We start from the raw sequence: 15,383 nt of genomic DNA, 5'->3' as shown, positions 1-15,383 counted from the left end.
GCCTTGGGGGATTTTTTGGCGGGGGGGTTTTGGGGGGGGGGGGGCGGGGGGGGGGGCCGGGGGGGGGGGGGGGGGGGGGGGGGGGGGGGGGGGGCCCGCGGGGGGGGGGGGGGGGGGGGGGGGGGGGGCGCGGGGGCCCCCCCCCCCCCCCCGACCCCGTTCCACGGCCGGCTGCCCGGCTCAGGTGCTGTCTGTGCTGTCTGTGCTGTCTGTGCCACCGGTGCTCGCACCGTCCGGTCTGGGCAGGCGCAGCTCGAACAGGGCGCCCCCCTCAGGAGCCCGGCCGACCGTGAGCGTGCCGTCATGGCGCGCGGCCACATCGCGGGCGATGGCCAGACCGAGACCGGCGCCGCCGTCGTCACGGCTGCGCGCGTCGTCGAGCCGTACGAACCGCTCGAAGATCCGCTCGCGCTCCGCCTCCGGCACCCCGGAGCCGTCGTCGGCGACCGCGAGCACCAGCTGACCGCCCGACCGGTACACGGACGCGGTGACCGACGCGTGCGCGTGCCGCTGGGCGTTGTCGAGCAGATTGCCCAGCACCCGGGCCAACTGGCCGCGTGATCCGGCCGCTTCGAGCCCCGGCCGGACATCGAGCGTGACCGGGATACGGTCCGTGGTCCGCTGTGAGACCTCCTCGCGGACCAGCGCGCCCAGGTCGAACCGCGACCGCCCCGGTCGCTCCCCCGCGTCCAGCCGGGCCAGCAGCAGCAGATCCCCGGCGAGTTGCTGGAGCCGTACGGTGTCCGCGACCGCGCCGGGCACATCCATCAACTCCGGGTAGGCGTCGCCCACTTCGAGCTGGGTACGGAGCGAGGCGATGGGGCTGCGCAGTTCGTGCGAGGCGTCCGCCACGAAACGGCGCTGCCGTTCGACGGCGGCCTCCAGCGCGGTGAGCGTCTCGTTGGTCGTACGGGCCAGCTTGGCCACCTCGTCGTCCGTGGCCGGCTCGGGCACCCGCCGGGAGAGATCCGTCGAGGCGGTGATGGCCGCCATCTCGCGCCGGATGCCCTCCACGGGCCGGAACGCCCGCCGGGTCACCAGCCAGGTCACTCCCCCGACGACCAGCAGCAGGGCGGGGAGCCCCAGCAGCATGGAGACGGTGGTCGTGTTGACCGCGGTCTGCCGGTCGGCGAGCGAGGCGCCCGCGTGGACGACGACCGTTTCGCCCGCGCGGTCGGTCACCTCGACCGCGGCGAAGCGATAGTCACCGGTCTTGGCGTCGACCGTCGCGCTGCCGTTGGTGTAGGTGGTGCGGTCGCTGATCTCGCCGACCGCGGGATCGTCGTCCCCGCCCCCGTTGTCGTCCCCGCCCCGGTCGTCACCCCCGTCGTCGTCGCCGCCGTTGTCGTCCGTACCGTTGTCGTCGTCGCCGCTGTCGTCGTCGGTGCCCGGCGCCGCGGTACCCGGCGCGGCGGAGTCGCCCGGAGCGGGGCTCTTCGCGGGGGTCACCGCGGACACCCCCGTACCGCTGATCCGCTGGAGGTCCTCGCTCGCCCTGAGCGGTCGGCCGCCCTCGTCGGTCACCTGCACGGGGTGTTCCGTGTCGTCCGGCAGGTCGAGCCCGGCGTACGACCTCTGGTCCGGCACCAGCGAGGCGATGTCCAGGGCGACCGCACGCGCCGCGGCGTCGGCGCTCCGGTCCGCCTGGCCGGTGAGGTTCGCGCGGAGCGAGAGGACGACCGCGATCCCGGCGGCCACCAGCGCGACCGCCACGACGGCCGTCGCGCCGAGCGAGGCCCTGGCCCGTACGGAGGACGCGAACCGGCGTCCGCCCGCGCTCATGACGCGACCAGCCGGTACCCGGCGCCGCGTATCGTCTGGATGGCCGCGGCGCCGAGCTTGCGCCGCAGGGCGCTGATGTAGACCTCGATGATGTTGGGGTCGCCGTCATAGGCGAAGTCCCAGACGTGCTCCAGGATCTGCGGTTTGCCGACCACCTCGCCGGCCCGGACCGCCAGTTGCTCAAGCACCGCGAACTCCTTGGCGGTGAGCGCCACTTCGGTTCCGTCCCGGAAGACACGGCGGGCGGCGGTGTCGACGCTGAGGCTCCCGATACGCAGCACGGGCGAGGCGCCGGACGAACCGCGGCGGCGCAGCAGGGCCTTGACCCGGGCGACGAGCACGACGTACGAGAACGGCTTGGTCAGATAGTCGTCGGCGCCGGTGTCCAGCCCCTCCGCCTCGTCGTACTCGCCGTCCTTCGCGGTGAGCATCAGGATCGGTACGTCATGACCGGCCGCGCGCAGGGCGGCGCAGACGCGGTAGCCGTTCATGCCGGGCAGCATGATGTCGAGCACGACCAGGTCGTACACGCCCTCGCCCGCCCGGTGCAGCCCTTCGAGGCCGTTGTGGACGACATCGACGGCGAAGCCCTCGGCCCTCAGCCCCTTGGCGAGCGACACCGCGAGCCGCTTCTCGTCCTCCACGATCAACAAGCGCATGGCCCCAGCTTCCCAAACGGAACCTGAAGATCACTTCAGGTGGCTTCAGGCTGGCTTCAGCTTCCCTCCGCCACATTGAAGTCGTTCCACACGGACCGACTCGGGGAGGACCCTTCATGAAGCGCAATCTCGTCATCTCAGCCATCACCGCGGCGGCACTGGTCGGCGGCGGCGCCTACACGGCGGTCGCCATGGGCGGGGACGACGGCCGGGAAACCACCGGTACGGCGGCGCGGCCCGCGCCGGTCGCGCAGTTGGGGGCGGCGTCGGACGACTCCGGGAACGACATCCTGGACGACTCCCTGGGCGGCTCCCAGGACGGCTCCCAGGACGATTCCCAGGGCAGGGGCAAGGACGACCGTGCGCCGGCGAAGCCGCAGCCGGCCGCGGGGAGCGGTACGAGCCTGACCGCGAGCGAGGCCGCCGCCGCGGCCCTGAAGGAGTACCCGGGCGCCGTGGCCTCCGTCGAGCGGGACGACGACGACAGCGACCGCCACTGGGAGATCGACCTGTTCGGGAAGGACAGCCGCTGGTACGAACTGCGCGTCGACGGGGCCACCGGCAGGGTGCGGGTGGACAGCGACGACGATGACGACGACCACCGCGACGACCGTGCCGCGCTGGGCGCCGCCTCCGTGGACGTCCAGCGCGCGACGGCCGCCGCCCTCGCCTCCGTACCCGGCACGGTGACCTCCGCCGAGATCGACGACGACCACAACGGCCTCTGGGAGATCGACGTACGGGGGAAGGACGGCCGGGCGCACGAGCTGAACGTCCACGCCAAGACCGGCAAGGTCACCGTGGACCGCTACGACGACAGCCGGGACGACCGCGGTGACGACGACGGCTACGACGACGGTCACGACGACAGCGACGACCACGGTCACGACGGTCACGACGACGACGGCTACGACGACTGAGACGGCTGAGCGCCGCCTCACCGGGACGGCAGAGCCGCCCTCACCGGCACCGTCCACCCGCTCCTCCGCCCGGCCACCGCGGCCGGGCGGTTCGGTGCGTCGGCCCCGCTCCGTCAGGCCCCGTCCGTCAGCCCCGCCACCAGTTCGTCCGCCGCCGTGTACGGGTCCAGTTCCCCCGCCACGATCCGCTCCGCCAGCGCGCCGAGCCGCCGGTCGCCGTGCAGATCGCCGATGCGCTCGCGGAGCGTGGTGACCGCGATGGTCTCCACCTCGCGGGCGGCGCGGCGGGCGCGGCGCAGAGCGAGGGTGTCGTGCTCCTCCAGCCAGGCGCGGTGCTTCTCCAGGGCCTCCACCACCTCGTCGATGCCCTCGCCCCGCGCGGCGACGGTCTTGACGATGGGCGGCCGCCAGTCGCCGGGGCCCCGGGATTCACCGAGGCCCAGCATGTGGTTGAGCTCACGGGCCGTCGCGTCGGCGCCGTCGCGGTCCGCCTTGTTGACCACGTACACATCGCCGATCTCCAGGATCCCGGCCTTGGCCGCCTGGATGCCGTCGCCCATGCCCGGCGCGAGCAGCACCACCGAGGTGTCGGCCTGGGAGGCGATCTCGACCTCCGACTGGCCGACCCCGACGGTCTCCACCAGGATCACGTCGCAGCCCGCCGCGTCCAGCACTCGGATCGCCTGCGGCGCGGCCCAGGCCAGTCCGCCGAGATGGCCCCGGGTGGCCATGGAGCGGATGTAGACGCCGGGGTCGGAGGCGTGCTCGGACATCCGGACGCGGTCGCCGAGCAGCGCTCCGCCGGAGAAGGGGGACGAGGGGTCGACGGCCAGGACCGCCACCCGCTTGCCCGCCTTGCGGTACGCGGAGACCAGCGCGGAGGTGGAGGTCGACTTGCCGACACCGGGCGATCCGGTCACACCGATGACATACGCGTTGCCCGCGAGCGGTGCCAGCGCGGCCATCACCTCGCGCAGCTGCGGGGACGCCCCCTCGACCAGTGAGATCAGCCGGGCCACGGCCCGCGGCCGGCCCTCTCGTGCCTGAGCCACCAGCTCGGGGACGTCCTGCATCACAGCTCCGTTCCTTCGGTCCGTACCCGTACCCGCACCGCTTCGTTCCCGCTTGGTTCCTACTTGGCCACGCGCACGATCAGCGCGTCACCCTGGCCGCCGCCGCCGCACAGGGCCGCCGCGCCGGTTCCGCCGCCGCGCCGCTTCAGCTCCAGCGCGAGATGGAGGACGAGCCGGGCGCCGGACATGCCGATCGGGTGCCCGAGGGCGATCGCACCGCCGTTCACATTCACCTTTTCCGGGGAAACCCCGAGGTCCTTCATTGACTGCACCGCGACGGCCGCGAACGCCTCGTTGATCTCGATGAGGTCGAGATCCTCGACGCCGATGCCCTCCTTCTTCAGCGCGTGCTGGATCGCGTGCGACGGCTGGGACTGGAGTGAGTTGTCCGGGCCCGCCACATTGCCGTGCGCGCCGATCTCGGCGATCCACTCAAGACCCAGCTCCTGGGCCTTGGCCTTGCTCATCACCACGACCGCCGCCGCACCGTCGGAGATCTGCGAGGACGTGCCGGCCGTGATCGTGCCGTCCTTGGAGAACGCGGGCCGCAGCTTGGCCAGGGACTCCACCGTCGTCTCGGCACGGATGCCCTCGTCCTGGGCGAAGAGCACCGGGTCCCCCTTGCGCTGCGGGACCTCCACGGGCGTGATCTCGGCCTCGAAGACCCCGTTCTTCTGCGCCGCCGCGGCCCGCTGGTGGGAGAGCGCGCCGAACTCGTCCTGCGGGGCGCGCTCGATGCCCAGCCGGGTGTTGTGCTTCTCCGTCGAGGCACCCATGGCGATGTCCTCGAACGAGTCGGTCAGTCCGTCGTACGCCATCGAGTCGAGCATCTCGATGGAGCCGTACTTGTAGCCCTCACGGGACTTCGGGAGCAGATGCGGGGCGTTGGTCATCGACTCCTGGCCGCCCGCGACCACCACCTCGAACTCGCCGGCGCGGATCAGCTGGTCGGCCAGCGCGATCGCGTCGAGGCCGGAGAGACAGACCTTGTTGACGGTGAGCGCGGGGACGCTCATCGGGATGCCGCCCTTGACCGCGGCCTGACGTGCCGGGATCTGCCCTGCCCCGGCCCCCAGCACCTGGCCCATGATCACGTACTGCACCTGGTCGCCGCTGATCCCGGCCCGGTCCAGCGCCGCCTTGATCGCGAAGCCGCCCAGCTCCGCACCGGAGAAGGACTTCAGCGAGCCCAGGAGGCGCCCCATGGGCGTGCGGGCGCCCGCGACGATCACAGACGTGGTGGTGTTCGTATCCGACATGAGACGCGATCCCCTTTGCGTACAGCTGAGGAGTGAACGAGATGGGGGGTTTGGGGGGAGTCCCCCCAAAGTGAGGTGCACTTTCAATGTACTGAGCCGTTCTCCCACGGGTCACCAGGCAGCGCGTGTGATCGCGCGCACGTTGCGTAATCACCCCGGTGACGCTGCACTGTCCCCATGCTGACGCGAATCGACCACATCGGAATCGCCTGCTTCGACCTCGACACGACCGTCGAGTTCTACCGGGCGACCTACGGCTTCGAGGTCTTCCACACCGAGGTCAACGAGGAGCAGGGCGTCCGGGAGGCCATGCTCAAGATCAACGAGACATCCGACGGCGGGGCTTCGTACCTCCAGCTCCTGGAACCCATCCGGGAGGATTCCGCCGTCGGGAAATGGCTGGCGAAGAACGGTGAGGGCGTTCACCACATCGCGTTCGGTACGGCGGACGTCGACGGTGACGCCCAGGCGGTCCGTGACAAGGGCGTACGCGTTCTGTACGACGAGCCGCGCACCGGCTCCATGGGCTCCCGCATCACGTTCCTCCACCCCAAGGACTGCCACGGCGTACTCACAGAACTGGTCACCTCCCGCCCGGAGCACTGACCTTAAGGATTCCCGGCCCGGTAGAGTGGGGCGCTCCGGGCCGGGGCCGGGCCGGGGCCGCGCCCCTGCCGTAGATCTGTCACCATTCCCCGGGGGGCCGTTCGCCGCGAACGGTGCTCAATTGGGCAGTTGCGACCAGGGGACGGATGGGACCGCGCAGTGCGGGGCTACGAACGCCAGGAGAGCCACCGAGCTGACGACGACCACCTCTCGCGGTTCGAAGCCGAGATGGACCGGCTGAAGACCGCGCGGGAGAAGGCCGTCCAGCACGCCGAGGACCTCGGTTACCAGGTCGAGGTCTTGCGCGCCAAGCTCCACGAGGCACGCCGCACGCTGGCGACCCGTCCCTCGTCGTACGACAGCGGGGACCTCGGCTATCAGGCCGAACAGCACCTGCGTAACGCCCAGATGCAGGCGGAGCAGATGCGCGCGGACGCCGAGCGCGAGCTGCGGGACGCGCGCGCCCAGACGCAGCGCATCCTCCAGGAGCACGCCGAGCACCAGGCCAGGCTCCAGGCAGAGCTGCACGCCGAGGCGGTCCAGCGCAGGCAGCGGCTCGACCAGGAGCTGGCGGAGCGCCGGCAGACCGTCGAGTCGCATGTCAACGAGAACGTCGCCTGGGCCGAGCAGCTGCGTGCCCGGACCGAATCCCAGGCCCGGCGGCTGCTCGACGAGTCCCGCGCCGAGGCGGAGCAGTCCCTGGCCGCCGCCCGCGCGGAGGCCGCCCGGGTCACCGAGGAGGCGCGGCGGCGGCTGGGCGCGGAGTCCGAGTCGGCCCGTTCGGAAGCCGAAGCCATCCTGCTGCGGGCCCGCAGGGACGCCGAGCGGCTGCTGAACGCCGCCTCCTCGCAGGCGCAGGAGGCCACCAGCCACGCCGAGCAGCTGCGTACGTCCACCACCGCCGAGGCCGACCAGACCCGCCAGCAGGCCGCCGAGCTGGGCCGCGCGGCCGAGCAGCGGATGCAGGAGGCGCAGGAGCGGCTGCGGGAGGCCCGCGCCGAGGCGGAGAAGGTCGCCGCGGAGGCCAAGGAGACCGCGGTCAAGCGGCTGGCCGCCGCCGAGTCGCAGAACGAGCAGCGCACGCGTACCGCCAAGTCGGAGATCGCGCGGCTGGTCGGTGAGGCGACGCAGGATGCCGAGGCGACCAAGGCCGAGGCCGAGCAGGCGCTCGCCGACGCCCGCGCACAGGCCGAGAAGCTGGTCGCGGAGGCCGCCGAGAAGGCCCGTACGGTCGCCGCCGAGGACACCGCGGCCCAGCTGGCCAAGGCGGCCCGTACCGCGGAGGAGGTGCTGACCAAGGCGTCCGACGACGCGAAGGCCACCACCAAGTCCGCGAGCGAGGAGGCCGAGCGGATCCGCCACGAGGCCGAGGCCGAGGCGGACCGGCTGCGCGGCGAGGCGGCGGAACAGGCCGACCAGCTCAAGGGCGCGGCCAAGGACGACACCAAGGAGTACCGCGCCAAGACGGTCGAGCTGCAGGAGGAGGCGCGCAGGCTGCGCGGCGAGGCCGAACAGCTGCGGGCCGAGGCGGTCGCGGAGGGTGAGCGGATCCGCGGCGAGGCGCGCCGCGAGGCGGTCCAGAAGATCGAGGAGGCCGCCAAGTCCGCCGAGGAACTTCTGACGAAGGCCAAGGCGGACGCCGACGAGGTGCGCTCCGGCGCCACCGCCGAGAGCGAGCGGGTACGTACCGAAGCCATCGAGCGCGCCACGACGCTGCGCCGGCAGGCCGAGGAGACCCTGGAGCGCACCCGCGCCGAGGCCGATCGGATGCGCGCCGAGGGCGAGGAACAGGCCGAGGCCACCAAGTCCGCCGCCGAGCAGGCCGCGGCCGAGCTGCGCGAGGAGACCGAGCGGGGCGTCGAGTCCCGTAAGGCCGAGGCGGCCGGCGAGCTGACGCGGCTGCACACGGAGGCGGAGCAGCGGCTGTCCTCCGCCGAGGAGGCGCTCACCGACGCCCGCGCCGAGAGCGAGCGGATCCGGCGCGAGGCCGCGGAGGAGACCGAGCGGCTGCGCGCCGAGGCCGCGGAGCGGATCCGTACGCTCCAGGCACAGGCCGAGCAGGAGGCGGAGCGGCTGCGTGACGAGGCCGCCGCCGACGCCTCGCAGTCGCGCGCCGAGGCGGAGACCGCGGCCGTACGGCTGCGCGCCGAGGCCGCCACGGAGGCGGAGCGGCTCAAGACCGAGGCGCAGGAGAGCGCCGACCGGATCAGGGCCGAGGCCGCGGCCGCCGCCGAGCGGGTCGGCACCGGGGCCGCCGAGGCGCTGGCCGCCGCGCAGGAGGAGGCGACCCGTCGCCGTCGCGAGGCCGAGGAGACGCTGACGGCCGCCCGCGCGGAGGCGGACCAGGAGCGCGAGCGGGCCCGCGAGCAGAGCGAGGAGCTGCTCGCCTCGGCCCGTAACCGGGTCGAGGAGGCCCAGACCGAGGCGCAGCGGCTGGTCTCGGAGGCGGACTACCGCGCCACGGAGCTGGTGGCCGCCGCCGAGCAGACCGCTCAGCAGGTACGGGACTCCGTCGCCGGTCTCCAGGACCAGGCCGAGCAGGAGATCACCGGGCTGCGGGCCGCCGCCGAGCACGCGGCCGAGCGGACGAAGACGGAGGCGCAGGAGGAGGCCGACCGGGTACGCGCGGACGCGTACGCGGAGCGGGAGCGCGCCAGCGAGGACGCCAACCGGATCCGGCTGCGGTCCCAGGACGACGCGGACGCCGCGCAGGCGCTCGCCGAGCGCACGGTCGGCGAGGCGATCGCCGAGGCGGAGCGGCTGCGTGCCGACACCGCCGAGTACGCGCAGCGGGTACGGACCGAGGCGTCGGACTCACTCGCCTCGGCGGAGCAGGACGCGGCCCGTGCCCGCGCCGAGGCCCGCGAGGACGCCAACCGGATGCGCCGCGACGCCGCCGGCCAGGCCGACCGGCTCATCGGGGAGGCCACGAGCGAGGCCGAGCGGATGCGCGCGGAGGCCGCCGAGACGGTGGGCGCCGCACAGCAGGCCGCCGAGCGGCTGCGGGCCGACGCCGAGCAGTTCAAGCGGGAGACCGAGGCCGCGGCGGAACGGCTCAGGAACGAGGCCCAGGAGGAGACGGACTGGCTCCTGGACGAGGCGCGCAAGGACGCGGCCAAGCGCCGCTCGGACGCCGCCGAACAGGCCGACCAGCTCATCAACAAGGCCCAGGAGGAGGCGCTTCGGGCCGCCACCGAGGCCGAGACGCAGGCCGATACGATGGTGGGGGCCGCCCGCAAGGAGGCGGGCCGTATCACCGCGGAGGCCACCGTCGAGGGCAACTCCCTGGTGGAGAGGGCCCGTACGGACGCGGACGAACTGCTCGTCGGCGCGCGCAGGGACGCGACGGCGGTCCGGGAACGGGCCGAGGAGTTGCGCGTGCGTGCCGAGAGCGAGATCGAGCAACTGCACGAGCGGGCCAGGCGCGAGACGTCCGAGCAGCTGAGAACCGCGGGCGAGCGCGTCGACAATCTGATGAAGGCGGCCAACGAGCAGCGCGCGGAGGCCGAGTCGAAGGCCAAGGAGCTGGTGGCCGAGGCAGGTTCGGAGGCGAGCAAGGTCCGTATCGCCGCCGTGAAGAAGGCCGAGGGGCTGCTCAAGGAAGCAGAGCTGAAGAAGGCCGAACTCATCAGAGAAGCCGAGAAGTTGCGCGCGGACGCCGCGCAACACGCCAAACGGACGGTCGACGAGGGCAAACGCGAACTCGATGTACTGGTCCGCAGACGGGAGGACATCCAGGCCGAGATCTCCCGTGTTCAGGACGTACTCGAAGCGTTGGAGTCGTTCGAGGCACCTGCCGTGCCCGCGAAGGACAACCCGGTCAAGGCCGGTGCGGCGGCGGGGATCACCCGTTCGAGTGGAAAATCTTCAGACGGTTAGTGCCCATGACGCGGCCGACACGGCCGGGAGAGGCACTTGCCACTCAAAAGGCTGGACATTCTCCATATCAAACCCGCATCAGCTCGATGACACGCCGCTTCGGCCCCTAGGATTCCCCCTATCACCTCACCGGTCTCATTCGACAGGAACCCCATGAGCGACACTTCCTCCCCATTCGGCTTCGAGCTCGTGCGGCGTGGTTACGACCGCGGTCAGGTGGACGACCGCATTACCAAACTCGTCGCCGACCGTGACAGTGCTCTGGCCCGCATCACCTCTCTGGAAAAGCGCATCGAGGAGCTCCACCTCGAAACGCAGAACGCCCAGGCCCAGGTCAGCGACGCGGAGCCGTCGTACGCCGGTCTCGGCGCCCGCGTCGAGAAGATCCTCCGCCTCGCCGAGGAGGAGGCGAAGGACCTGCGCGAGGAGGCCCGCCGCGCGGCCGAACAGCACCGCGAGCTGGCCGAGTCGGCGGCGCAGCAGGTGCGCAACGACGCCGAGTCGTTCGCCTCGGAGCGCAAGGCCAAGGCCGAGGACGAGGGCGTCCGTATCGTCGAGAAGGCGAAGGGTGACGCCTCTACGCTGCGCTCGGAGGCGCAGAAGGACGCGCAGTCCAAGCGCGAGGAGGCCGACGCGCTCTTCGAGGAGACCCGCGCCAAGGCCGCCCAGGCCGCCGCGGACTTCGAGACGAACCTCGCCAAGCGGCGTGAGCAGTCGGAGCGCGACCTGGCGTCGCGTCAGGCGAAGGCCGAGAAGCGTCTGGCCGAGATCGAGCACCGCGCCGAGCAGTTGCGTCTGGAGGCCGAGAAGCTGCGTACGGACGCGGAGCGCCGGGCGCGTCAGACCGTCGAGACGGCCCAGCGTCAGTCCGAGGACATCGTGGCGGACGCGAACGCCAAGGCCGACCGGATCCGCAGCGAGTCGGAGCGCGAGCTGGCGGCGCTCACCAACCGCCGCGACTCGATCAACGCCCAGCTGACCAACGTCCGCGAGATGCTGGCCACGCTGACCGGTGCCGCGGTGGCCGCCGCCGGCACCCCGGCCGACGACGAGCCGATCTCGCGCGGCGTCCCGGCCCAGCAGTCCCGCTGACCCAGGGCGACCGCCCGGCCGGGAACGTTCTTCCGGCCGGACAACGATCGCGCGACGCCCCTCGCCACTCCGGTGGCGGGGGGCTTTGTGCCGCCTTAGGTTGGTCCGCATGATCGAGGTCCACGGGCTCACCAAACGCTTCGGCCGCAAAGTGGCGGTCGATCGGCTCTCCTTCCGGGTGAGACCGGGGGTGGTGACGGGCTTTCTGGGCCCCAACGGCGCGGGCAAGTCGACCACGATGCGGATGATGCTCGACCTGGACAACCCGACCAGTGGCTCGGTACGGATCGACGGCAGGCACTACCGCGAGCTGGCGGAGCCGCTCAAGCACATCGGTGCGCTGCTGGAGGCCAGGGCCATGCACGGCGGGCGCACCGCGTACAACAATCTCCTGTGTCTGGCGCAGAGCAATCGCATCCCGGCGAGCCGGGTGAACGAGGTGCTGGACATGGTCGGGCTGAGCACCGTCGCGAAGAAGAAGCCGAAAGGTTTCTCCCTCGGAATGGGGCAGCGGCTCGGGATCGCCTCCGCGCTCCTGGGCGATCCCGAGATCCTGATGTTCGACGAACCGGTGAATGGTCTGGACCCCGAAGGCATCCACTGGGTACGCAATCTGATGAAGAGTCTGGCCCGCGAGGGACGCACGGTCTTCGTTTCCAGCCATCTGATGAGCGAAATGGCGTTGACCGCCGACCATTTGATCGTGATCGGCCAGGGCCGGCTGCTGGCGAACACCTCGATGGCCGACTTCATCCATGAGAACTCCCGCGGTTACACGCGACTGCGCTCGCCGCAGCGCGCACGGCTCGAAGGCGTCCTGCGCGACGAGGGGTTCACCGTCGTCGAGGCCGAGGGCGGCGTCCTGGAAGTCGACGGGGCGTCCACCGAGGAGATGGGGGAACTGGCCGCCCGGCACGGGATCGTGCTGCACGAGCTGAGTTTCCAGCGCGCCTCGCTCGAAGAGGCGTTCATGCGGATGACGGCGGAGTCCGTGGAGTATCACGCCCGGGCGGGCCCCGGCGGCGGGCCCGGACCCGCGGGCCCCCAGTGGGGCGGGGACCGGCGGGGCGAGGGGATCTGACATGGCATCGGTACCGGCGGTCCTCCGGTCCGAGTGGACCAAGATCCGTACGGTCTCCTCCACGACCTGGACGCTGATCAGCGCCCTGGTGGTGACCGTGGCCCTGGGCGCCGCGCTGTCCGCGGTGCTGAACTCCCAGTTCGGTGATCTCTCCCTGGAGGAGCGGGCCACCTTCGACCCGACGTACACCAGCTTCTCGGGAACGGTTCTCGGTCAGCTGGCGATGGTGGTCTTCGGGGTGCTGGTGGTCGGCTCCGAGTACACCTCGGGCATGATCCGCACCTCGCTGGCCGCCGTACCGCGACGCGGCACGTTCCTCTTCTGCAAGATCCTGGTGGCCGGGGTGCTGGCGCTGGTGGTCGCGGTGCTGACGGGGTTCCTGGCGTTCTTCGTGGGCCAGGCGCTGCTCGGCGAGCACGGTACGACCATCGGCGAGCCGAACGTGCTGCGCGCGGTGATCGGCAGCGGGCTCTACATGACGCTGATCGCGCTCTTCTCGATGGGGGTCGCGGCGATGCTGCGCAGCTCCGTCCTCTCGCTCGGCATTCTGATGCCGTTCTTCTTCCTGGTCTCGCAGATCCTGGCGGCGGTTCCCGGCGCCAAGGAGGTCGCCCGGTACTTCCCCGACCAGGCCGGCCGCCAGATCACCCAGGTCGTCCCCAACGCGATGAACTCCAGTCCGGCCCCCTACGGACCATGGGCCGGTCTCGGGATCATGGCCCTGTGGGTGCTGGCCGCGCTGGCGGGCGGGTACGCGGTCATGCGGAAGCGGGACGCGTAGGCTCGTGCCGAGGACACCGCTCCTCGCACCACTCCGCAGCACCTCGTACGAGGGAACCACCCCGCGACGCCCCGTCGTAACGACTTGGCCGGAACCGTCAAGGCACGGATATCCTCGTAACTCTCACGGGGGCTTTAGGTCAGGAACGGCCACTGCCCCGACGACCTGACCTGTCGATGGGGCTGGAGAATGATCGAGGCAATCGGCCTGACGAAGCGCTACGGCGCCAAGACGGCCGTGTACAACCTTTCCTTCCAGGTACGGCCCGGATACGTCACCGGGTTCCTGGGCCCCAATGGTTCCGGCAAGTCGACGACGATGCGGATGATCCTCGGGCTGGACCAGCCGACCGCCGGACAGGTACGGGTCGGCGGGCATCCCTTCCGGCAGCTGCCGAACGCACCGCGCCAGGTGGGCGCGCTGCTCGACGCCAAGGCGGTGCACGGCGGGCGCAGCGCGCGCAATCACCTGCTGTCGCTGGCCCAGCTCTCCGGGATCCCGGCCGCCCGGGTCGACGAGGTGCTCGGGGTCGTCGGCCTCCAGGACGTGGCCGGGAAGCGTTCCAAGGGCTTCTCGCTCGGTATGGGCCAGCGGCTCGGTATCGCGGCGGCGCTGCTCGGCGATCCGCAGGTGCTGCTGTTCGACGAGCCGGTGAACGGTCTCGACCCGGAGGGGATCCTCTGGGTCCGGAATCTGATGAAGCAGCTGGCCGCCGAGGGCCGTACCGTCTTCGTCTCGTCCCATCTGATGAGCGAGATGGCGGTGACCGCCGACCATCTGATCGTGATCGGGCGAGGTCAGCTGCTCGCCGATATGACGATAAAGGATTTCATCTCGGCCAACTCGGCGGACTTCGCGCGGGTGCGTACCCCGGAGACCGATCCCCAGCGGCGCGAGAAGCTGGCCACGTCCCTCGCGGAGGCGGGCGGCCAGGTGCTGTCCGAGCCGGACGGCGCCCTGCGGATCATGGGGCTGCCGCTGTCGCGGATCAGTGATCTGGCGCACGAGGCGGAGGTACGGCTCTGGGAGCTCTCGCCGCACCAGGCCTCGCTGGAGGAGGCGTACATGCGGATGACCCAGGGCGCCGTGGACTACCGTTCGACGGCCGACGCGCTGGCCGGCTTCGAGCCGCCCTACCAGCCCGGCTACGGGCCGCCACAGGGCTCCATGGCGCCCGTCGTCCCGGAGGTGCCGCAGCAGGGCTGGTACGCCCCGCCGCCCCCCGGAGCCAACCCGTACGCGGGGGCTCCCCCGGCCTCGGCACCGACGTCGGCTCCCGCCCCCGCCCCCGCGTCCGCACCGCCGGCCGCCCCCGCGGCGGCATCCGCCGCAGACATGACGAAGCGCGACAGCAACGAGGACGCCCGATGACGACCCCGTACCAGCAGCCTCCGCAGCCCCAGGCGCCACAGCACGCCCCGCAGTGGCAGGGCGGCCCCTCGGCCGGCTACACCTCGCCGATCCCGGTCCGCCGGGCCCATCTCGGCGACGCCCTGGCCTCCGAGTGGACGAAGCTCCGTTCCGTGCGGTCCACGATGTGGACCCTCGGCGTCATGATCGTGCTGATGCTGGGCATCGGGCTGCTCACGGCCCTGGTGGTCTCCGCGGTCTCGAGCGAGCCGGTAGTCCCCAGTGGCCAGGAAGTGCTCGCCCTCGGCTTCTTCGGTGTGCTGCTCGGCTCGATGTGCGTGATCACGCTGGGCGTGCTGACGATCACCTCGGAGTACGGCACGGGCATGATCCGTACGACCCTCACCGCCTGCCCGAGCCGGAGCAGGGTGCTGGCGGCCAAGTCGCTGGTCTTCTTCCTGCTGGTCTTCGTGATCTCACTGGTGATCACGATGACGGTGTCGGCGCTCCAGCTCTCGATCCTGGGCGCGGAGTCGCCCGGCGGTGGGGACTGGCTGCGGGCGACGGTCGGGGTCAGCCTCTATATGGCGACGCTCGGGCTGCTCTCGCTGGGGGTCGGCACGCTGATCCGGCACTCCGCCGGGGCGATCACCGTCATGATCGGTGTGGTGCTGCTGCCGCTGGTGCTCGCGATGTTCATGTTCTCGCAGTCGCTCACGAGTCTGCGCGAGGGCCTGTTCAACTACTCGATCCCGAACCAGATGGCGGCGTTCTACAGCACCGATGCCCGCGTCTCGGGGCCTTCGGGCTGGGAGCCGCTGTGGATCCTGCTGGGCGTGACGGCGATCGCGATGGTGGCGGCGTTCTTCGCGCTGGACAAGCGCGACGTCTGAGCCGTCCC

At 71.6% G+C, this 15,383-nt stretch carries 12 protein-coding genes; 8 read left to right on the top strand and 4 right to left on the bottom strand.

Annotation, left to right across the window (positions count from 1 at the left end; genetic code table 11):
• Positions 1–180: 180 nt before the first annotated feature.
• Together ACIRQP_RS06520 and ACIRQP_RS06515 are read right to left on the bottom strand one after the other, a co-directional pair.
• Positions 181–1,782, bottom strand: coding sequence for an ATP-binding protein (locus tag ACIRQP_RS06520; protein ID WP_403884350.1), 1,602 nt, complete (start codon positions 1,780–1,782; stop codon positions 181–183).
• Positions 1,779–2,441, bottom strand: a complete 663-nt coding sequence (locus ACIRQP_RS06515) for a response regulator transcription factor (RefSeq protein WP_403884348.1) — start codon at positions 2,439–2,441, stop codon at positions 1,779–1,781. The genes ACIRQP_RS06520 and ACIRQP_RS06515 overlap by 4 nt, the downstream gene beginning before the upstream one ends.
• Positions 2,442–2,557: 116 nt before the next feature.
• On the opposite strand from ACIRQP_RS06515, the gene ACIRQP_RS06510 reads away from it, so the two are divergent.
• Complete coding sequence (locus tag ACIRQP_RS06510) at positions 2,558–3,361, top strand: PepSY domain-containing protein (protein ID WP_403884346.1); 804 nt, start codon at positions 2,558–2,560, stop codon at positions 3,359–3,361.
• 113 nt (positions 3,362–3,474) lie between these two features.
• Here ACIRQP_RS06510 and meaB read toward each other — a convergent pair whose 3' ends face one another.
• Positions 3,475–4,434: a methylmalonyl Co-A mutase-associated GTPase MeaB gene (gene meaB, locus ACIRQP_RS06505; protein ID WP_403884402.1), complete on the bottom strand. Its 960-nt coding sequence runs from the start codon at positions 4,432–4,434 to the stop codon at positions 3,475–3,477.
• A gap of 59 nt (positions 4,435–4,493) precedes the next feature.
• On the bottom strand, positions 4,494–5,693 hold the full coding sequence (locus ACIRQP_RS06500; protein ID WP_403884343.1) for an acetyl-CoA C-acetyltransferase: 1,200 nt from the start codon (positions 5,691–5,693) through the stop codon (positions 4,494–4,496).
• Between the two features lie 177 nt (positions 5,694–5,870).
• On the opposite strand from ACIRQP_RS06500, the gene mce reads away from it, so the two are divergent.
• The 7 genes from mce (at position 5,871) to ACIRQP_RS06465 (ending at position 15,375) form a co-directional block, all read left to right on the top strand.
• The gene (mce, locus tag ACIRQP_RS06495; RefSeq protein ID WP_403884338.1) at positions 5,871–6,299 is read left to right on the top strand and encodes a methylmalonyl-CoA epimerase; all 429 of its coding nucleotides are present in this window, start codon (positions 5,871–5,873) and stop codon (positions 6,297–6,299) included.
• 159 nt (positions 6,300–6,458) lie between these two features.
• Positions 6,459–10,178 carry a polarized growth protein Scy gene (gene scy / locus ACIRQP_RS06490; RefSeq protein WP_403884335.1) on the top strand — a complete coding sequence of 1,240 codons (3,720 nt, stop codon included), beginning with the start codon at positions 6,459–6,461 and terminating at the stop codon, positions 10,176–10,178.
• A 153-nt stretch (positions 10,179–10,331) separates the two neighbouring features.
• The gene (locus ACIRQP_RS06485) at positions 10,332–11,270 is read left to right on the top strand and encodes a cellulose-binding protein (RefSeq protein WP_041984278.1); all 939 of its coding nucleotides are present in this window, start codon (positions 10,332–10,334) and stop codon (positions 11,268–11,270) included.
• Between the two features lie 109 nt (positions 11,271–11,379).
• Positions 11,380–12,351: an ATP-binding cassette domain-containing protein gene (locus ACIRQP_RS06480; protein ID WP_403884331.1), complete on the top strand. Its 972-nt coding sequence runs from the start codon at positions 11,380–11,382 to the stop codon at positions 12,349–12,351.
• 1 nt (position 12,352) lies between these two features.
• A complete protein-coding gene (locus ACIRQP_RS06475; protein ID WP_403884329.1) occupies positions 12,353–13,132 on the top strand; it encodes an ABC transporter permease subunit in 780 nt (259 codons plus the stop codon).
• 189 nt (positions 13,133–13,321) lie between these two features.
• Positions 13,322–14,503, top strand: a complete 1,182-nt coding sequence (locus ACIRQP_RS06470; RefSeq protein ID WP_403884326.1) for an ABC transporter ATP-binding protein — start codon at positions 13,322–13,324, stop codon at positions 14,501–14,503.
• Positions 14,500–15,375: an ABC transporter permease subunit gene (locus ACIRQP_RS06465; protein WP_403884323.1), complete on the top strand. Its 876-nt coding sequence runs from the start codon at positions 14,500–14,502 to the stop codon at positions 15,373–15,375. The genes ACIRQP_RS06470 and ACIRQP_RS06465 overlap by 4 nt, the downstream gene beginning before the upstream one ends.
• Positions 15,376–15,383 lie beyond the last annotated feature (8 nt).

The sequence above is a fragment of the Streptomyces sp. NPDC102274 genome (assembly GCF_044766385.1).
Taxonomy (GTDB): Bacteria; Actinomycetota; Actinomycetes; order Streptomycetales; family Streptomycetaceae; genus Streptomyces.
The sequence above is the reverse complement of the archived record's forward strand: the minus strand, read 5'-3'. Positions and strand labels throughout refer to the sequence as shown.